The following is a 17,270-nucleotide window of genomic DNA, read 5'->3' as shown; positions in this document are numbered from 1 at the left end:
TGAGTACGTCGAAAGGATGGCCATGGGCCGGTACACCGAAGCATTCAGCCGGGCGGTCGATGACCGTGAGGGCTTCTGGCTCGAGGCCGCCGAGGCCGTCGACTGGACCACCGAGCCCACTCGCGCCCTCGACGACTCGGCCGCACCGTTCTACCGCTGGTTTCCCGGCGGCGAGCTGAACACCTCGTACAACGCCCTCGACCGCCACGTCGCAGCCGGCCACGGCGACCGCACCGCTCTCATCTGGGACTCGGCGATGGTCGGCGAGGTGCGCCGCTACACCTACGCCGAACTGCTCGACGAGGTGTCCCGATTCGCCGGCGTCCTGGCCGCCCGCGGCATCACCGCAGGCGATCGCGTGGTCATCTACATGCCGATGATCCCGGAGGCCGCCATCGCGATGCTGGCCTGCTCGCGGATCGGTGCCGTGCACTCGGTGGTCTTCGGCGGCTTCGCCGCACCCGAGCTCGCCGCCCGCATCGACGACGCCGAGCCGGATGCGATCGTCACGGCTTCCGGTGGTCTCGAGCCCGGCCGCGCGGTCGAATACCTGCCGATGGTGGCCAGGGCGATCGAATTGTCGGCGAGTGCGCCGCAGACCGTCATCGTGAAGAACCGCCCCGAGATCAACGGTTCCGCCGCCGATCACGACGGCTGGCTGGACTGGGATGAGGCGATCGCCGGTGCGTCGCCGGCCGAGCCGGTCCCGGTCGCCGCGACCGATCCGCTCTACATCCTGTACACCTCCGGCACCACCGGTAAGCCCAAGGGCGTGGTCCGCGACAACGGCGGGCATGCCGTCGCGCTGGCCTGGTCGATGAAGAACCTCTACGACATCTCGGCCGGGGACGTGTGGTGGACGGCCTCCGACGTCGGCTGGGTCGTCGGCCACTCGTACATCGTGTACGCACCGCTGCTGGTCGGGGCGACGACGGTGATGTACGAGGGCAAGCCCGTCGGCACCCCGGACGCCGGCGCGTTCTGGCGTGTCATCGCCGATCACGGCGTGAAGGCGCTGTTCACCGCGCCGACCGCGATCCGCGCCGTGCGCAAGGCCGATCCGAACGCGGCCGAACTCGCGAAGTACGACATCTCCACCCTGCGGACGCTGTTCGCCGCCGGTGAGCGTCTGGATCCGGACACCTTCACGTGGGCGTCGGAAACTCTCGGCGTCCCGGTGGTCGACCACTGGTGGCAGACCGAGACCGGCTGGGCGATCGCCGCGAATCTCCGTGGGCTCGAACCGATGCCGATCAAGGCAGGCTCCCCGACGGTCCCCGTCCCCGGCTATCAGGTGGGCGTCGTCGATGCCGCCGGCACGCCGGTGGGCGCAGGTGAAGAGGGCAGCATCGTCATCACCCTGCCGCTGCCGCCGGGCACGCTCGCCGGTCTGTGGCGGGACGAGGAGCGCTACCGCAAGTCCTACCTGGCCGCCTTCGACGGCTATTACCTGACCGGCGACTCCGGCTACATCGACGAAGACGGCTACGTGTTCGTCCTCGGCCGCTCGGACGACGTGATCAACGTTGCCGGACACCGGCTTTCGACCGGAAGCATCGAGGCCGTCGTGGCCTCGCATCCGGCGGTCGCCGAGTGCGCGGTCATCGGCATCCACGACGACCTCAAGGGTCAGCGACCCAGCGGTTACGTGGTGCTGAAGTCGGGTGTCGACATCGAGGCGGACACGCTGCGCGACGAGCTGGTGGCCAAGGTGCGCAACGAGATCGGTGCGGTCGCGACCTTCCGCGACGTGACGGTGGTGCCGGCACTGCCCAAGACGCGGTCGGGCAAGATCCTACGGAAGACGATGCGCCAGATCGCCGATCACGAGGAGTACACCGTCCCGTCGACCATCGAGGACCCGGACGTGCTGACCGCACTCGCCGAGCAGCTCAAGGGCTGACGGGCGTCGAGGACGTGCGCGACCGCATCCTCCGCACTGCGATAGCCCTCGTCCCGTTCGTCGGGCTGGTCGGCACGATCGTCATGACGGTGATCGATGTGCTGTCGCCGGGAGGCGAACTCGGCCGGGACCTGCTCGAGAACTCGGTGCTGTGGATGATCGGCGTTCAGGGCTGGATGACCGGTTGCGGTCACATGTTCTTCGGCGAGCCGATCGCGGAGTCGATCGGCTGGCCGTCCAAGACGCCGTGGCAGTGGGAGGTCGGTCTCGCGAGTCTGGCGACCGGCGTGCTCGGTGTCCTCGCCTCCGGTTTCGGTGACGAGTTCACCCTGGCCACGATCATCGCGTTCTCCGTGTTCTATCTCGGTGCGGCCGTCGGACATGTACGGGAGATGGTGACCCGCCGGAACTTCAAGGCGGGCAATGCCGGACCGATCTTCTTCTTCGACGTGCTGGTGCCGGTCTACCTGATCGTGTTGTACACGGTCGTCACCTAGCGCAGACTTGGTCGCGTGCAGATGGACAAGCACGACGAGCTCCCCGTCGATCCCGACGAACGCCCGCTGCACTTACGCGTGCACGCCCTCGCGTGGGTGTTCGCGGGAGGGCTGATCGGTACGGGCGTGCGGTACTGGGCGGAGAAGACGTTTCCGGTCGCCGACGGGCATTGGCCGTGGGCGACCTTCGCGGTCAACGTCATCGGCGCTTTCGTTCTCGGTGCCCTGCTGGAACTTCTTGCGCGGCTGGGTCATGACGAGGGCTGGCGTCAGCGGGTTCGGCTGTTCGGCGGCACCGGCATCTGCGGGGCGCTGACCACCTACAGCACGTTCGCGCTGGAGATCTCGGAGCTGACGCGCGCCTCGGCGGTGGCGACGGCACTTGCGTACGCGGTGGTCAGCGTCGTGCTCGGTCTGCTCGCGGCAGGCGGCGGGATCGCACTCGCCTCGAAATTCACGACCCGATGGGCGGCGCGGTGATCGCACTGGCCGTCATGGCGGCCGGCGCGCTGGGTGCGGTGACGCGGTTCGTCGTCGACGGTGCCGTCAAGTGGAAGTGGCCGACGATCACGCCGTGGGGAACCTTCGTCATCAACGTGACTGGTTCGGCACTGCTCGGTGTCCTCGCCGGCCTGGTGCTCTTCCACGGCGCGCCATATGAGCTGCAGGCCATCCTTGGGACCGGATTCTGTGGCGGCTACACGACTTTCAGCACTGCCAGCTTCGAGGTGGTCCGCCTGGCGGAGAACAGGCAGCGGCTGGTCGCCGGCGGGTACGCCGTCATCACGCTGCTCGCCTCGGTGGCGGCATGCGCCGCGGGGATGGCCACGGCCTGGGCGGTGTGAGAGAGACCCGCCCAGAACGCGATTCGGCCCCGCCGCCTCGATGAGGGAGCGGGGCCGAATACTGTGGGTCAGCGGCTCACTTGAGCTCGGCGCTGCTCTTGTTGAGCACGCGGCGGGCGATGATGAGGTTCTGGATCTGTTGGGTGCCCTCGAAGATGTCCAGGATCTTCGAGTCGCGCGCCCACTTCTCCACGAGCAGCCGCTCCGAGTAACCGAGCGTGCCGGTCAGTTCGACCACCTTGTTGGTGATGTCGGTGACGGTACGGCCGGCCTTGGCCTTCGACATCGACGCCTCGGTGGAGTTGGGCTGCTTGTTGTCGGCCATCCAGGTCGCGCGCATCGTGTGCAGGTAGGCCGCCTCGAAGTCGGCCTCCATGCGCAGGAACTCGGCGGCAGCGGCATGCTGGTCGGCGGCGGGACGGTCGTAGTCGACCTCGATGCCGGCCTCGTCGAGCACGCGGCGCAGTTCCTCGAGCGCGGCCCGCGCGACTCCGACAGCCATCCCCGCGACGAGGGGACGGGTGTTGTCGAAGGTCTGCATGACCCCGCCGAATCCCTTCTTGGTGTCCACCTCCGGGGAGCCGAGCAGGTTCTCCTTGGGGATCCGGCAGTTCTCGAAGCGGATGACCGCGGTGTCGGAGACACGGATGCCCAGCTTGTGTTCCAGGCGAACGACTTCGACACCCGGATGCTCGCGCGGGACCACGAAGCTCTTGATGGCGGCGCGGCCGAGGCTCTTGTCGACGGTCGCCCACACGACGATATGGGTGGCGCGCGAGCCGGCGGTCACGAAGATCTTCTCGCCGTTGATGACGTACTCGTCGCCGTCGAGGGTGGCGGTGGTGCTCACGGCCGCCGAGTCGGACCCGAAGCTGGGCTCGGTGATGGCCATCGCGGCCCATACTTTGCCGAACCGTTCGAGCTGCTCGTCGGTGGCCACTGCGGCGATGGCCGAGTTCCCCAGCCCCTGGTAGGGGATGCTCAGCATGAGACCGAGGTCGCCCCAGCATGTTTCGATCACATTGAGGGCCGATTGCATGTTTCCGCCGTTGACCACCGCACCCTCTTCGCGCGGCTTGGCCTTCTTCTGCTGGCTGCGTCCGCCGTCGGCGCCCGCGCCGGCCTGGCCGGTCTCGGCGAGTCCGTCGTACAGGCTGGCCAGGGTGTCGAGCTCGACCGGGTAATCATGCTCGCGCAGATCGTATTTGCGCGAGATGGGCCGGAAGATCTCCGCCGCCGCCTGGTGTGCCTGGTCGATGGTGACGTGCAGCTTCTTCGGGAGTTCGAGATTGATGCTCATGTCAGTTTCCTTGGGTCACAGGCGGTCTAGAGGACGACGATGCCTTCGCCGATGCCGGCGCCGCGGAGGTCGCGGTACCAGCGCTCGACCGGGTGCTCCTTGGTGAAGCCGTGGCCGCCGAGGAGCTGGACGCCGTCGAGGCCGATCTGCAGGCCCTTGTCGATGGTGAGTTTGCGGGCGAGGGCGGCTTCGCGGGCGAAGCTCAGGCCCTGCTCGGCGCGTGCGGCGCCGCGCAGCGTCACGAGGCGGATCGAGTCGACCTCGGTGGCGATGTTGGCGACCATGAACGCGACCGCCTGGCGGTTGGAGATCGGCTCGCCGAAGGCCTCACGCTCGTTGACGTAGGGGATCACGTAGTCGAGGACGGCGCGTGCGGTGCCGGCGGCCAGCGCCGACCAGCCAAGGCGCGACAGGCGCACCACGTCACGGTAGGCCGCGAAAGCCGCGTCGCGCTCGCCGGCGATCAGCGCCGATTCGGGAACGGCGACGTCCTGCAGCAGGAGTCGGCCCATGCCGGCGGCGCGGACACCCATGCCGGGATCGGCTTCGACGATGAGGCCCTTCGAGTCGGACTCGACCAGGAACAGGGCGGGCTTGCCGTCGAGCTGGGCGCCGACGACGAACAGCTCCGACGAACCGGCGGCCGGGACGAAGGACTTCACGCCGTTGAGGCGGTAGCCGCTGGGTACGCGGGTTGCCTTGGTGCTCAACGCGAATGCGTCGAACAGCGGCTTCGGCTCGGCGATCACGACAGCGGACTGCGGCACGTTCTCGCCCGCGAAGTCGGGCAGGTAGGTGCGCTGCTGGGAGTCGGTGCCGAAGTTGGTGAGGGTGGTGGCCACGCCGCTCGGTGCGAGCAGCGGGAGCGCCAAACCCATGTCGCCGTAGGCCATCGCCTCGGCGACCAGCGCGTTGGTGACCACACCGCGCTCGGAGGCCGCGCCGTCGAAGTCCTCCGGCACGTTGATCATCGTGATGCCCAGCTCCGCGGAGCGCTTCACGATGTCCTCGGGCGCGGCGGCCGCGGCGTCGGCGTCGTAGGCGGCCGGGCGCAGGATCTCGGTGGCGAATTCCTTCACCGTCTCCGCGATCATCTGCTGCTCGTCGTCGGGGGTGAGGTTGAAGTAGTCCTTGGGTGCGCTCGCCAGCCGCTTGGCATCGCCCGAGCCGCCCTGCGCGGCCTTGAACGCCCGGTTCGCCGCGCCCAGGGTCTGGAACCCGGTCTTGGTGCCCTGGTAGGCAATACGGTTGATCGGCTCGCGGATCTTGTACTTCTCGGCGAACTCCGAGCCGGTCACGGTCGACAGCACGCGCATCGCGGTGCCGATGAAGTTACGCGGATGAGGGTTGCGTCCGACTGCGGAGGTGTCGCGCGGTTCGGTGTGAGTTGTCATGATCACCAGCCGTTTCTTCCAGTCGCCCCGGTGTGGGCCTCTGCACAGGTTTGCGGACCGATCTTACTCGGTAGTAAGTCCAGACCTTACTCGGTAGTAAGAAGAATGTCACGCACTTGGTCGACACGGTCACGCACGTGGTCGAGGCAGTCACGCACTTGGTCGACGCGGCAGTCCGCGTCGCGCGCTACGCTGGCCGGGTGACCGTGGAAGCCCGCTCCGACCTGCGCATATCGTCCACCGGTGCGCTGGGTGCGGCGGTCGTCGGGCTGGCCGGTGCCGCTGCGGTGGGTGCCGCGTGCGTGTTCACCCCGTCCGGGATCGACGCCGGGCCGGGGATCTGCCCGTTCGCGATGATGACCGGCCTGCCGTGTCCGGGGTGCGGTCTGACCCGTAGCTGGGTGGCGTTCATGCACGGCGACGTGGGGGCGGCGTTCCGGTTCAACGTCTTCGGGCCGATCCTGCTGGTCCTCACGATCATCACCGTGATCCTCGCGGCCGCGACGCTGGTGAGGCGGCGGAGATCTCCGCTCGAGGGTTGGCGTGACGTCGTGCTCGGACGCGCGGGTGCGATCGGTCTGGGCGCCTGGCTGACCTACGGTGTGGTGCGCATCATCGACGCCGCAGCGGGCTGGGGGGCCTTCCCGATCGTCGTGTGAGAGGGCAGAGTGAAACGTATGCAGATCACCCACTTCGGCCACTCATGTCTGCTCGTCGAGATCGACGGGACCAAGGTGCTCTTCGACCCGGGTAACTTCTCGCACGGTTTCGACGGCATCAGCGGGCTCGACGCCATTCTCATCACCCATCAGCACCCCGACCACTGCGACGTCGCGAAACTGCCCGACCTCGTCGCGGCCAACCCCGACGCCGTCCTCTACGCCGACCCGCAGACCACCGCCCAGCTCAACGGCGACAACGTCGCCGGGACCTGGACCGCGGCCCGCGGCGGTGACCAGATCGAGATCGGTTCGCTCACCGCGCGATTCACCGGCGGGCGGCACGCTGTGATCCATCCGGAGATCCCGGTCATCGACAACGTCGCCTTCATCCTCGGCACCGCCGAGAAGCCCGGTCAGTTCATGCATCCGGGCGACTCGTTCTACATCCCGTTCGAACAGGTCGACGTCCTCGCGCTGCCGTCGGCCGCGCCATGGATGAAGCTCAGCGAATCCGTCGACTACCTGCGCGCGATGGCGCCGCGGGTCGCGGTGCCGATCCACCAGGCGATCCTGTCCGACGCCGGGAGCGGCATCCACTACGGACGACTGGCGGACATGAAGGACGACGCGACGGAGTTCAAGGTGCTCGACAAGGAGAGCGGTACCGAGGTGTAGGCGTCTCACCAGCCCTTCGTGGCTCGTCGCTATCGCTCCTCGCACCTCAGTACCCGCGGCCGGCGGGCCGGCCGTCGTGGTTGAGGAAGGTTCGTGCTGGTCACCACGGGTGGGCTGGGGTGATAGTGGAGGGGTGGAGTGCGGTGACCTCGGATACTCCTTTGTGCCGGTGAGCCAGTACCTCAGTGTGAGGCGCGGGGCCTGCCACGGGAATCGTGGATTGTTGCTGCGAGCACGCGGATCAGACTCTGAGAGCGGTCCAGCCCCGTCCGCACCCCACTCCGATCGCTGAGAGGAGTTGGCGATGGACATCCTCCATCCCCGCTGCGCGGGTCTCGACGTCTCCAAAACCGATGCCAAAGTGTGTGTGCGACTGAGCAGTCCGGGTCGCAAATCGGTCCAGGAGATCACCACCTGGTCATCGATGAGTCGCGACATCCTGCGCTTGCGCGACTATCTGACCGAGGAACAAGTCACCTGTGTGGTCATGGAAGCCACCGGCGACTACTGGAAACCGTTCTACTACGTCCTCGAAGACGCCCCGTTCGAGGTGATGCTGGTCAATGCCCACGACGCCAAGAACCTGCCCGGCCGCAAAACCGATGTTTCCGATGCCGCCTGGCTGGCCCAGTTGGCTGCCCACGGTTTGCTGCGGGCGTCGTTCGTTCCCCCCGAACCGATCCGCCGACTGCGCGACCTCACCCGTACCCGTACCGCGATCACCCGCGAACGCAGCCGTGAGATCCAACGGTTGGAGAAAGTCCTCGAAGACGCCGGCATCAAACTATCGGTCGTCGTTTCCGACATCACCGGAGTCTCGGCCCGCCGAATGCTACGGGCACTGGCCACGGGGCAACGCGACCCAGATGTGCTGGCCGAAATGTCGGTGAAACTGCTGCGCCGCAAAATCCCCGCCCTCACCCAGGCACTACAAGGCCGCTTCACCGAGCACCACGCATTCCTGGTGACCCTGCATCTGGATTTCATCGATCAGCACACCATCCAGATCGATACCCTCACCGCACGCATCGAGGAAGTGATGGCGCCCTTTCAGGCCGCCCGCGACCTGCTCGTCTCCATTCCCGGGATCTCCACCACGACCGCCGATGTGATCATCGCCGAAACCGGGGCGGACATGACCCAGTTCCCCACACCCGGACACCTGGCCTCCTAGGCCGGGGTGTGCCCGGGCCATCACCAATCAGCCGGACGCACCAAAAACGTCAAAACCCGGCCCGGTAACCGTCATCTCAAAGGCGCCCTCGGGGCTGCGGCCCTATCGATCGCCAACCACCGAGGAACCTTCCTCAACGCCAAGTACGGCCATCTCATGCGCCATCGCGGTAAGCCCAAAGCCATCGTCGCCATCGAACAGAGCCTGCTCACGATCATCTGGAACATGCTCACCGACAACACCAGCTACCGAGAACCCGGACCCGACTACCACCAACGCAGCCACCCCGAACGCACCCGCAACCAAGCCATCCGGCAACTCCAGCAACTCGGCTTTACCGTCACCCTCACCCCGAACGAGGCAGCCTAGCAACGCCCCTCACCTAAACCTTCGGATCAGGGAGCGAGGGGTCGTGTCGCTCGTCGCACCTCAGGGAGCGAGGGGTCGTGTCGCTCCTCGCACCTCTGGGAGCGAGCGCGGCGAGCACCTCGTCGTGCAGCAGGCCGTTGCTGGCGACGGCACTGCCGCCGGCCGGGCCGGGGGTTCCGTCGAGCGCGGTGAACCGACCGCCGGCCTCGCGGACGAGGATGTCGAGGGGAGCGAGGTCCCAGAGGGAGACCTCGGGTTCGGCGGCGATGTCGACCGCGCCCTCGGCGACCAGGCAGTAGTTGAAGAAGTCGCCGTAGCCGCGGACCCGCCAGACCTGATCGGTGAGATCGATGAAGCGGTCGCGGATGCCGCGGTCGGCCCAGCCCGAGAGGCTCGAGAAGGCCAGGCTCGACGAGCCGAGGTCGCCGACCCCCGACACCGAGAGCTGCCGGGCGTCGTCGCCGTCGAAGCAGCTGTGGGCGCCGAGACCGGCTGCGGCCCACCAGCGTCGGCGCAGGGCCGGTGCCGACACGACGCCGACCGTGGGCACACCGTCGACGAGCAGGGCGATCAGCGTGGCCCAGACGGGGACGCCGCGCACGAAGTTCTTGGTGCCGTCGATGGGGTCGATGACCCACTGGCGACCGGCTAGCGCGGCGTCGCCGCCGAACTCCTCACCGAGGACGGTGTCGGCGGGCCGGCGGGCGGCGAGCCGTTCGCGGATCAGGGTCTCGCAGGCGAGGTCGGCGTCGGAGACCGGCGTCAGGTCGGGTTTGTCGTTGACGCGGAGGTCGACGGCGCCGAAGCGGTCCGTGGTCAGCGCGTCGGCGGAATCGGCCAGCGACAGCGCGAGCTCGAGATCGTCGTCGTAGTTCGGTGAGGCGGTGGGGTTTTTCGGACCGGAGTCGGCGGACATGCCCGGTAGGGTAGCCCTCATGCTGCTCACTGTGACGTTCACCCTGTTGCTGGCCGCGCTGGTGGTGGTGTTGGTCGTCCAATGGCAGCGGGGCCGGAGTCCGCGGACGATGTCCGCCGGCAAGGCCTCGCAGTATGTGCAGGGCACGCTGACGATAGTCGGCGTCTCCGACAACCAGACCGATCCGCAGAGCGCCACCGACAAGAACGGCCAGCGCTTCTACACCATCACCGGGACCATCGTCGGGCCCGAGACCAACCCGACCGAGGTGTACGGAACGCTCGTTCTCGGACCGGACGATCCGTGGCCGCAGGTGGGCGACGACCTGCCGGTGATCTACAAGCCGCAGAAGGCCGTGACGTCCTGGCAGTTCGGCGTCCTGCCCGACCCGCAGCCGCCCGCGGGACCCGGCGGCATGTGAACTGCAGGGCCTGACGGTGTCTGACCCGGCGTTCGATCGGTACTCTGGATAACCGTGCATCCCGACGTGACCGCAGACCTCGAATCCCTCGACGCCACCTTGACCACCGTGGAAAAGGTGCTCGACCTCGAGGAGCTCCGTCGTCGCATCGACGAGCTGGAGATGCAGGCCTCGGATCCGGACCTGTGGAACGACCAGGACCACGCCCAGAAGGTCACCAGCGAGCTGTCGCACGCCCAGTCCGAGCTGCGCAAGGTCTCCGAGCTGCGTTCGCGCCTCGACGACCTGCCCGTGCACTACGAGCTCGCCGACGCCGAAGAGGGTGACGACAAGGCCGCCGCCCTGGCCGACGCCGACGCGGAGCGGGCGAGCCTGCGCGCCGACATCGAGGCCATGGAGGTCAAGACGATGCTCGCGGGTGAGTACGACTCCCGCGAGGCAGTGGTCAACATCCGTTCGGGCGCCGGTGGCGTGGACGCCGCCGACTGGGCGCAGATGCTGATGCGCATGTACATCCGCTGGGCCGAGCAGAAGGGTTACGGCGTCGAGGTCTACGACACCTCCTACGCCGAAGAAGCCGGCCTCAAGTCCGCGACCTTCGCGGTCAAGGCCCCGTACATGTACGGCACCCTGTCGGTCGAGCAGGGGACCCACCGCCTGGTGCGGATCAGCCCGTTCGACAACCAGAGCCGCCGCCAGACCTCGTTCGCCGAGGTCGAGGTGCTGCCGGTGGTCGAGACCACCGACCACATCGACGTCGACGAGAACGACATCAAGGTCGACGTCTACCGCTCGTCGGGTCCCGGCGGTCAGTCGGTCAACACCACCGACTCCGCGGTGCGCCTGACCCACATCCCGACCGGCATCGTCGTGACCTGTCAGAACGAGAAGAGTCAGCTGCAGAACAAGGCGTCGGCGATGCGCGTGCTGCAGGCCAAGCTCCTCGAACGCAAGCGTCAGGAGGAGCGCGCCGAGCTCGACGCCCTCAAGGGCGACGGCGGCTCCAGCTGGGGCAACCAGATGCGTTCCTACGTCCTGCACCCGTACCAGATGGTCAAGGACCTGCGGACCGGTGTGGAGGACAACAACCCGACGGCGGTGCTCGACGGCGAGCTCGACAAGTTCATCGAGGCCGGCATCCGCTGGCGTATGGCGACCGCCGAAGCGTGATCGTGCCGCCGGGAGCCGCGCTGCTGGCCGCTGCGCCGTCCCCGACCGAACTCCTCATCGGTCGGGTCTATGTCTGGCTGGCCACCAACGGCCTCGAGATCGTCATCTGGATTCTGGGCGCGGTGCTGCTGGCCCGGGTCATCCGGTGGTTCGCCGGTAAGTACGCCATGCGGGTCGAGTCGCGGTTCTCCACCAGTGATCTGATCGTCCAGACCGAGGACGCCAAGCACCGTCGGGCCCTGGTCGACGTGGTGGCATGGACGCTGATCGTGGGCATCGCCATCGTCGTGATCATTCACATCCTGGGAGTGTTCGGGATCCCGCTCAGCGGACTCACCGGACCGACCGCGGTGATCGGTGCGGCCCTCGGTTTCGGTGCGCAACGCATCGTGCAGGACATCCTGGCCGGCTTCTTCGTCGTCGCCGAGAAGCAGTACGGCTACGGCGACGTGGTGAACCTGACGGTGACCGGCAACGCGCCGGCCGAGGGGACCGTCGAAGACGTCACGCTGCGGGTGACCAAGCTCCGCACCAGTGAGGGTGAGGTGATCACCGTCCCGAACGGTCAGATCATCAAGGCCACCAACCTCTCCAAGGACTGGGCGCGTGCGGTCGTCGACGTGCCGGTGCCATCGGAGGCCGACATCGGTCTCGTCAACGACACCCTCGACCGGGTCGGCCGCGATTTCTACCAGCTGCCGAGGTGGCACGACCTGCTTCTCGACGCACCGTCGTCACTCGGTGTCATCAGCCTCGAACTCGACTCGATCACCGTGCGCATGGTGACGCGGACCCTGCCCGGCAAACAGTTCGAGGTGGGCCGGGCGCTGCGCATCCACATCATCCGGGCGCTGGCACGCGAGGGGATCAACGTGCCACCACGTGACGTCCAGGCGTCGAGCGGACCGCCGGCCACGCTGGCCGACCAGGTCGGCCGTGACCGGGATGGGGACGAATGATGGCCGGGTCCCAACAGAACCAGTCCCCGCAGCCGGGATCGGACGGCCCGGAACACGACGGGGGACGCCGCCGGCGCATCTTCCGCTGGAACCAACACATCGGGCGCACCTCGATCCGGATCAGCACGGCGATCCTCTTCGCCGTGTTCATCGTCTGCTGCGTCCTCTACGGCTATACCTCCCAGCGCTACGGCGTCGTCTCGCCGGAACCGCCGCGTCCCGCGCCGAGGACATCCCAGGTCGTCGACCAACCGACGTACGAGCAGCCGCTGCCGTCGACGTACGAGCGGACCACCTCGGAATCGCCTTCGGAGTCGTCGACGACCGGCGGGCCGGGGTCCGACGGCGGGACCGAGACACCGGTGCCGCCGGGCCAGACGCCCACACCGTCGCAGTCCACAAACCGACCGACGATCCCCGGCCTGCCGGGCGTGGAGATACCGCAGTTCGGCGCCCCGACGCCGACCACGCCGGTTCCGACACGCTGATCCCGGCGCAACCGCTGGTCAGTGCCATCTTCGGCGGAGTGTGTCGTGCCTGAACGCACTCTCAGGCGTCGTCGTTACACTGGCTCATCGTGATCAAGCTGGAGAACGTCACGATGCAGTACAAGGCATCCTCTCGGCCGGCTCTGAAGGATTTGAGCTTCGAGGTCGACAAGGGGGAGTTCGCGTTCCTGATCGGGCCGTCCGGATCGGGCAAGTCGACGTTCTTCCGGCTGCTGCTCAAAGAGGACCGGCCCACGAGTGGCGACGTGTACCTCGGTGAGTTCCACGTGAACAAGATGCGGGCCCGTTCGGTGCCGAAGCTGCGGCAGTCGATCGGCTGTGTCTTCCAGGACTTCCGGCTGCTGCAGAAGAAGACCGTCGCCGAGAACGTCGCCTTCGCCCTCGAGGTGATCGGCCGCCCGCGGTCGACGATCCAGCGCGTGGTGCCCGAGGTGCTCGAGTACGTCGGCCTCGAGGGCAAGCACGACCGCATGCCCAACGAGCTGTCCGGTGGTGAGATGCAGCGTGTGGCGATCGCGCGCGCGATCGTCAACCGCCCGCTGGTCCTGCTGGCCGACGAGCCGACCGGAAACCTCGACCCCGAGACCAGCGAGGAGATTGTCGACGTCCTCGACCGCGTCAACCGACGGGGCACCACGGTGGTCATGGCCACCCACGACCGGCACATCGTCGACGCGATGCGACGCCGCGTCCTCGAGTTCGACAACGGGCAGCTCGTGCGCAACGACCCGCAGGGTGTGTACGGAATCGGCTGACGGCTCAGCCCACTCCCGACACACAACAACGACCCCCAAGGACGTCTGAGCAAGCATGCGAGCGAATTTCATCATCAGCGAGGTTCTCAACGGACTGCGCCGCAACGCGACCATGACCATCGCGATGATCATCACCACGGCGATCACGCTGGGCATGTTCGGTGGCGGTCTGCTGGTGATCCAGATGGCCGACAAGAGCCAGCAGATCTTCCTCGACCGGGTGGAGATGGAGTTCTACCTCAATCCCGAAGTCACCGAACGGGACCCGCAGTGCGAGGCGGACCCCTGCGCGCAGCTGCGGCGGGGCCTGGAGAACGAGCCCGGTGTCACCTCGGTGACCTACCTCGACAAGGACGAGGCCTTCAAGCGTGCGAAGGAGATCTTCGCCAACAACCCCGACCTCGCCGAGAACATCGTCGAGGGCACGCTGCCGGCGTCGCTGCGGGTGCGGGTCTCCGACCCGGGGCAGTTCGACGCCGTGCTCACCAAGTACGCGGGCCGAAAAGACCTGGGCATAGACGCTTTCAAGGACGACCGCAAACTGGTGCAGCGCATCTTCAGCGTGCTCGACGGGGTGCGGAACGCGACGTTCGCGATCGCGTCGGTCCTCGCGATCGCGGCCATCCTGCTGATCATCAACACCGTTCAGATCGCGGCGTTCACCAGACGGACCGAGGTGTCCATCATGCGCCTGGTGGGTGCGACGCGCTGGTACACGCAGTTGCCGTTCCTGCTGGAGGCGGTGGTGTCCGCCCTTGCCGGTTCCCTGCTGGCGATCGGCGGTCTGCTGCTCGCGAAGAAGTTCTTCTTCGACACGGCGTTGAAGGAGTTGTACGGCGTCAGCTTCTTCGCCCGCATCGAGCTCACCGACGTCTTGTTCGTGGCGCCCTGGCTCATCCTCGGCGGAATTGTGTTGGCTGGCGCGACGGCATATGTCACTCTTCGTGTGTATGTCCGCGAGTGAGTGGACCCGCTGCGGCCGATCGGGCGCAGCCATGACGACCATCAGTTCGACGAGGAGGTGAGTGCACGATGCCCAGGGAAAAGGGACGCAACGTGATCGCGTCGAACCGCAAGGCGCGGCACAACTACACCATCCTCGACGTCTACGAGGCCGGCATCGCCCTCGTCGGAACCGAGGTGAAGAGCCTGCGTGCCGGCAAGGCGTCGCTGGTGGACGCCTTCGCCACCATCGATGACGGGGAGGTCTGGCTGCACGCCCTGCACATCGCCGAGTACGGCCAGGGGTCGTGGACCAATCACGCGGTCCGGCGTAAGCGCAAGCTGCTGATGCATCGTCGTGAGATCGACAACCTGATCGGCAAGATCCGCGACGGCAACCTCACGCTCGTGCCGCTGTCGCTGTACTTCAGCGATGGTCGGGTGAAGGTCGAGCTGGCGCTGGCCCGCGGTAAGCAGGCCCACGACAAGCGTCACGACATCGCCAAGCGGACCGCGCAGCGTGAGGTCGAGCGTGAGGTCGGCCGTCGCGTGAAGGGGATGGGTTGACCGACCGGAAGGGGTCGGGTCAGGCGGCCTTGTAGAGGCGGGTGCCCTCGTCGGGCGTGGTGATCCCGGCGGTGGCCCCCCGGGCCCGGCGGTAGGTCCGTTCGTACTGCTCGACGTCGGCTCGCCGCAGCGGCGGAGTCATCGGGTCGGATGAGACGATCACGTCGTCCTGGTGCTGCTTGCTGAGGGTGATCTGCAACCGAAAAGCAGCGATGGCCAGGGCGAACAGCGCTGCCATCGCCAGTCCGAACGGCCAGGACGGCGTAGCGATGCCGCCGGCCAGGGACATCACGAACAGTCCCAGGAACAGGAATCCGAGAAGCATCACCAGGTACCCGGCGAATGAGTACGACTTCGAACTGGATGCATTGTGCACGTCCACCAACCTCCTAGTTGATACTGATCGATACATTGCGTGTATCGATACACTGACTGTATCGCGACACTCTGTGTAGTGCCTGATGGGTGCGTGATATTCCTGAACCACCGGTTTCGACGACGAAGGGTTCCGCGGGTGCCTGCTGACAGCAACTCGAAGATCATCACGGCTGCGCTGGATCTGCTGCGCGCAAAAGGCCCGGCCGGGGTGACGATCGAGGCGGTCGCGGCACATTCCGGCGTCGCGCGGACGACCATCTACCGGCGGTATCGGAACCGGGACGAGATGTTGACAGCCGCACTCGTCGCAGTGGGGACCCCGCCGGCCCCCGACGAGGAACTGTCCGGGGAGCAGCGGCTTCGGTGGGTGGTCCGGCAGGCGGCGTCGATGGTGTCCGACGGGATCGGCTTCGGCGGCATGGCGGCGCTGCTCACCGACGCCGACCCCGCGTTCACCGAGATCTTTCGCACGGCGCTGGCGAAGCACCGAGCCGATCTCGCGGCCGTCGTCGACGACGGCAAGCGTCGAGGGCTCGTGGCGTCGACTGTGGACCCGGACACCCTGATCGACGGGATCGTCGGGACTTTGGTCGCCGAAAAGGCCAGGTCGGGGAGTGTCGGCGACGACTGGGAAGACCGCGTCGTCGAGATGTATGCGCCTATCGTGCTCGCTCGGTCGAAACCGGAATGAAGTCCGCTGTCCGACTTGTTAGACTTAAGTGTTCGCTGACTTCGGTCAGTGGATACCTCCTCGGGGCTGATCGGTTTCGACTACGTGCGTCGAGGTAGGGGAAGCGTGTCGGTGCAGGCTGGAGACCACCGTATAAGCGTCGCAGCAACCAATTAAGCGCCGATTCCAATCAGCGCGACTACGCCCTCGCTGCCTAAGTAGCGACGGCTGGTCTGTCGGCCCGGATTGTGCTCCCGAATCCGGATGCCGGCATCATCTCAGGGAGCTCACCGTCCTCGCCGGTCGCGGGTGAGGTCGGAACATCAAACAGCGACTGGGATCGTCATCTCGGCTTGTTCGCGTGACCGAGAGATCCAAGTAGAGACATAGCGGACTGCACACGGAGAAGCCCTACCAACACGACGGAGGACCCGGGTTCAATTCCCGGCAGCTCCACGGACAAAGCGCCCCACCTGTTCGCAGGTGGGGCGCTTTGCGTTTCGCCATCGCTGTGTCAGCCGGCCTGGGGCTGCTGCTCGGCCGACGGCTGCTGGCTCGGGGCCTGCGGCGCCTGTTCCGTCGAATCCCGGTCGCTCGGCTGCTGCCCGCGCGGTCCCTGGTCGCCGGGACGTCCCGGCCCGCCGGGGCCGCCGCGCATGCCGTCGCCGTCTGGTCCGCCGCGGAAGTGTCCGTGTTGTCCGCCGCGACCTTCTGCCGGGTTCCAGTCGCCGCCGTCGCGAGAGACGGCGACGCGGTCGTGCCGGTCCGACGTCGTGTCACCGGTGACGTACCCGGCGCCGAAGCCGAGCGCGGCCGCGATCACCGCGACGCCCAGACCGCCGGCGATCAGGATCGGCGTCTTGGGCTTCTCCGTGGTCGTCGGCGGAGTGGTGGGTGTGGGGCCTGCGAAACCTCTCGCCCGGGGGTCGGTCTCGGACATCTGCTCGGTCGGCTGATCGTCCGCGGGGGTCGGCGCGATCGGGGTGGTTGCCGCGTCCGGATGCGCGTCGGGGATCTGGTTCGGTTCGTTGGCGTTGGGCGTCGGATTGTTCGGCGTCGAGTTCATGGGTCTGCCTTTGTTCACTGTCGGGCATGTCCGGGTTGCTCCCGGGAAGTGAACGCCATGATGCTGACGCTGTCTGGACCGATGCTGTCGCCTACCTG

Annotated in this window: 19 protein-coding genes, 1 other RNA gene and 1 pseudogene; 16 read left to right on the top strand and 5 right to left on the bottom strand. The window is 67.0% G+C overall.

Annotation, left to right across the window (positions count from 1 at the left end; all coding sequences use genetic code 11):
• Nucleotides 1-22: 22 nt before the first annotated feature.
• Genes BLU62_RS12545 through BLU62_RS12530 form a run of 4 tightly spaced genes read left to right on the top strand, consistent with a single transcriptional unit; the run spans nt 23 to nt 3,245 of the window.
• The gene (locus BLU62_RS12545; protein ID WP_074852872.1) at nt 23-1,903 is read left to right on the top strand and encodes a propionyl-CoA synthetase; all 1,881 of its coding nucleotides are present in this window, start codon (nt 23-25) and stop codon (nt 1,901-1,903) included.
• 14 nt (nt 1,904-1,917) lie between these two features.
• Complete coding sequence (locus BLU62_RS12540) at nt 1,918-2,400, top strand: DUF6790 family protein (protein ID WP_074849904.1); 483 nt, start codon at nt 1,918-1,920, stop codon at nt 2,398-2,400.
• 15 nt (nt 2,401-2,415) lie between these two features.
• Nucleotides 2,416-2,880: a fluoride efflux transporter CrcB gene (gene crcB / locus BLU62_RS12535; protein ID WP_084811789.1), complete on the top strand. Its 465-nt coding sequence runs from the start codon at nt 2,416-2,418 to the stop codon at nt 2,878-2,880.
• Nucleotides 2,865-3,245 carry a fluoride efflux transporter FluC gene (locus tag BLU62_RS12530; protein WP_074849902.1) on the top strand — a complete coding sequence of 127 codons (381 nt, stop codon included), beginning with the start codon at nt 2,865-2,867 and terminating at the stop codon, nt 3,243-3,245. Before crcB ends, BLU62_RS12530 begins: the two co-directional genes overlap by 16 nt.
• A 76-nt stretch (nt 3,246-3,321) precedes the next feature.
• Here the strand turns inward: BLU62_RS12530 and BLU62_RS12525 are convergent, their stop codons facing one another.
• Together BLU62_RS12525 and BLU62_RS12520 are read right to left on the bottom strand one after the other, a co-directional pair.
• Complete coding sequence (locus BLU62_RS12525) at nt 3,322-4,545, bottom strand: acyl-CoA dehydrogenase family protein (protein WP_074849901.1); 1,224 nt, start codon at nt 4,543-4,545, stop codon at nt 3,322-3,324.
• A 26-nt stretch (nt 4,546-4,571) separates the two neighbouring features.
• The gene (locus BLU62_RS12520; RefSeq protein ID WP_074852871.1) at nt 4,572-5,939 is read right to left on the bottom strand and encodes an acyl-CoA dehydrogenase family protein; all 1,368 of its coding nucleotides are present in this window, start codon (nt 5,937-5,939) and stop codon (nt 4,572-4,574) included.
• 200 nt (nt 5,940-6,139) lie between these two features.
• On the opposite strand from BLU62_RS12520, the gene BLU62_RS12515 reads away from it, so the two are divergent.
• The 3 genes and pseudogenes from BLU62_RS12515 to BLU62_RS12505 all read left to right on the top strand — a co-directional run bounded on the left by BLU62_RS12515 (nt 6,140) and on the right by BLU62_RS12505 (nt 8,819).
• On the top strand, nt 6,140-6,598 hold the full coding sequence (locus BLU62_RS12515) for a DUF2752 domain-containing protein (protein ID WP_074852870.1): 459 nt from the start codon (nt 6,140-6,142) through the stop codon (nt 6,596-6,598).
• Nucleotides 6,599-6,616: 18 nt separating this feature from the next.
• Complete coding sequence (locus tag BLU62_RS12510; protein ID WP_074849900.1) at nt 6,617-7,276, top strand: MBL fold metallo-hydrolase; 660 nt, start codon at nt 6,617-6,619, stop codon at nt 7,274-7,276.
• A gap of 304 nt (nt 7,277-7,580) precedes the next feature.
• Nucleotides 7,581-8,819, top strand: a pseudogene (locus tag BLU62_RS12505) (IS110 family RNA-guided transposase).
• A gap of 13 nt (nt 8,820-8,832) precedes the next feature.
• Here BLU62_RS12505 and hisN read toward each other — a convergent pair.
• A complete protein-coding gene (gene hisN, locus BLU62_RS12500) occupies nt 8,833-9,735 on the bottom strand; it encodes a histidinol-phosphatase (RefSeq protein WP_244278154.1) in 903 nt (300 codons plus the stop codon).
• Between the two features lie 19 nt (nt 9,736-9,754).
• Between hisN and BLU62_RS12495 the strand changes: the two genes are divergently transcribed.
• The 7 genes from BLU62_RS12495 to smpB all read left to right on the top strand — a co-directional run bounded on the left by BLU62_RS12495 (nt 9,755) and on the right by smpB (nt 15,058).
• Nucleotides 9,755-10,156, top strand: coding sequence for a hypothetical protein (locus tag BLU62_RS12495; RefSeq protein ID WP_074849899.1), 402 nt, complete (start codon nt 9,755-9,757; stop codon nt 10,154-10,156).
• 54 nt (nt 10,157-10,210) lie between these two features.
• Nucleotides 10,211-11,326: a peptide chain release factor 2 gene (gene prfB, locus BLU62_RS12490; protein WP_074849898.1), complete on the top strand. Its 1,116-nt coding sequence runs from the start codon at nt 10,211-10,213 to the stop codon at nt 11,324-11,326.
• Nucleotides 11,323-12,285, top strand: coding sequence for a mechanosensitive ion channel family protein (locus tag BLU62_RS12485; RefSeq protein ID WP_074849897.1), 963 nt, complete (start codon nt 11,323-11,325; stop codon nt 12,283-12,285). Before prfB ends, BLU62_RS12485 begins: the two co-directional genes overlap by 4 nt.
• Nucleotides 12,285-12,773, top strand: coding sequence for a hypothetical protein (locus BLU62_RS12480; RefSeq protein ID WP_074849896.1), 489 nt, complete (start codon nt 12,285-12,287; stop codon nt 12,771-12,773). The genes BLU62_RS12485 and BLU62_RS12480 overlap by 1 nt, the downstream gene beginning before the upstream one ends.
• 89 nt (nt 12,774-12,862) lie before the next feature.
• Complete coding sequence (gene ftsE / locus BLU62_RS12475; protein ID WP_074849895.1) at nt 12,863-13,549, top strand: cell division ATP-binding protein FtsE; 687 nt, start codon at nt 12,863-12,865, stop codon at nt 13,547-13,549.
• 55 nt (nt 13,550-13,604) lie between these two features.
• On the top strand, nt 13,605-14,513 hold the full coding sequence (gene ftsX, locus BLU62_RS12470) for a permease-like cell division protein FtsX (protein ID WP_074849894.1): 909 nt from the start codon (nt 13,605-13,607) through the stop codon (nt 14,511-14,513).
• A 68-nt stretch (nt 14,514-14,581) separates the two neighbouring features.
• On the top strand, nt 14,582-15,058 hold the full coding sequence (gene smpB, locus BLU62_RS12465) for an SsrA-binding protein SmpB (protein ID WP_074849893.1): 477 nt from the start codon (nt 14,582-14,584) through the stop codon (nt 15,056-15,058).
• Between the two features lie 19 nt (nt 15,059-15,077).
• Here smpB and BLU62_RS12460 read toward each other — a convergent pair whose 3' ends face one another.
• Nucleotides 15,078-15,440 carry a hypothetical protein gene (locus tag BLU62_RS12460; protein ID WP_244278152.1) on the bottom strand — a complete coding sequence of 121 codons (363 nt, stop codon included), beginning with the start codon at nt 15,438-15,440 and terminating at the stop codon, nt 15,078-15,080.
• Between the two features lie 132 nt (nt 15,441-15,572).
• Between BLU62_RS12460 and BLU62_RS12455 the strand changes: the two genes are divergently transcribed.
• Nucleotides 15,573-16,127, top strand: coding sequence for a TetR/AcrR family transcriptional regulator (locus tag BLU62_RS12455; protein ID WP_074849891.1), 555 nt, complete (start codon nt 15,573-15,575; stop codon nt 16,125-16,127).
• Between the two features lie 62 nt (nt 16,128-16,189).
• Nucleotides 16,190-16,565: a transfer-messenger RNA gene (gene ssrA, locus BLU62_RS12450) on the top strand.
• Between the two features lie 55 nt (nt 16,566-16,620).
• Here the strand turns inward: ssrA and BLU62_RS12445 are convergent.
• Complete coding sequence (locus tag BLU62_RS12445) at nt 16,621-17,172, bottom strand: hypothetical protein (protein ID WP_074849890.1); 552 nt, start codon at nt 17,170-17,172, stop codon at nt 16,621-16,623.
• Nucleotides 17,173-17,270: the final 98 nt, after the last annotated feature.

The sequence above is a fragment of the Gordonia westfalica genome (assembly GCF_900105725.1).
GTDB classification, from domain to species: Bacteria; Actinomycetota; Actinomycetes; order Mycobacteriales; family Mycobacteriaceae; genus Gordonia; species Gordonia westfalica.
This window is presented reverse-complemented; position numbering and strand designations above follow the sequence as displayed.

Excerpts from the sequence above, each read along its gene's own strand:
- BLU62_RS12545 (WP_074852872.1), top strand. The coding sequence starts at position 23 with ATGGGCCGGTACACCGAAGCATTCAGCCGGGCGGTCGATGACCGTGAG.
- BLU62_RS12530 (WP_074849902.1), top strand. The coding sequence starts at position 2,865 with ATGGGCGGCGCGGTGATCGCACTGGCCGTCATGGCGGCCGGCGCGCTG.
- BLU62_RS12525 (WP_074849901.1), bottom strand. The coding sequence starts at position 4,545 with ATGAGCATCAATCTCGAACTCCCGAAGAAGCTGCACGTCACCATCGAC.
- BLU62_RS12520 (WP_074852871.1), bottom strand. The coding sequence starts at position 5,939 with ATGACAACTCACACCGAACCGCGCGACACCTCCGCAGTCGGACGCAAC.
- BLU62_RS12510 (WP_074849900.1), top strand. The coding sequence starts at position 6,617 with ATGCAGATCACCCACTTCGGCCACTCATGTCTGCTCGTCGAGATCGAC.
- hisN (WP_244278154.1), bottom strand. The coding sequence starts at position 9,735 with ATGTCCGCCGACTCCGGTCCGAAAAACCCCACCGCCTCACCGAACTAC.
- BLU62_RS12495 (WP_074849899.1), top strand. The coding sequence starts at position 9,755 with ATGCTGCTCACTGTGACGTTCACCCTGTTGCTGGCCGCGCTGGTGGTG.
- BLU62_RS12480 (WP_074849896.1), top strand. The coding sequence starts at position 12,285 with ATGGCCGGGTCCCAACAGAACCAGTCCCCGCAGCCGGGATCGGACGGC.
- ftsX (WP_074849894.1), top strand. The coding sequence starts at position 13,605 with ATGCGAGCGAATTTCATCATCAGCGAGGTTCTCAACGGACTGCGCCGC.
- smpB (WP_074849893.1), top strand. The coding sequence starts at position 14,582 with ATGCCCAGGGAAAAGGGACGCAACGTGATCGCGTCGAACCGCAAGGCG.
- BLU62_RS12445 (WP_074849890.1), bottom strand. The coding sequence starts at position 17,172 with ATGAACTCGACGCCGAACAATCCGACGCCCAACGCCAACGAACCGAAC.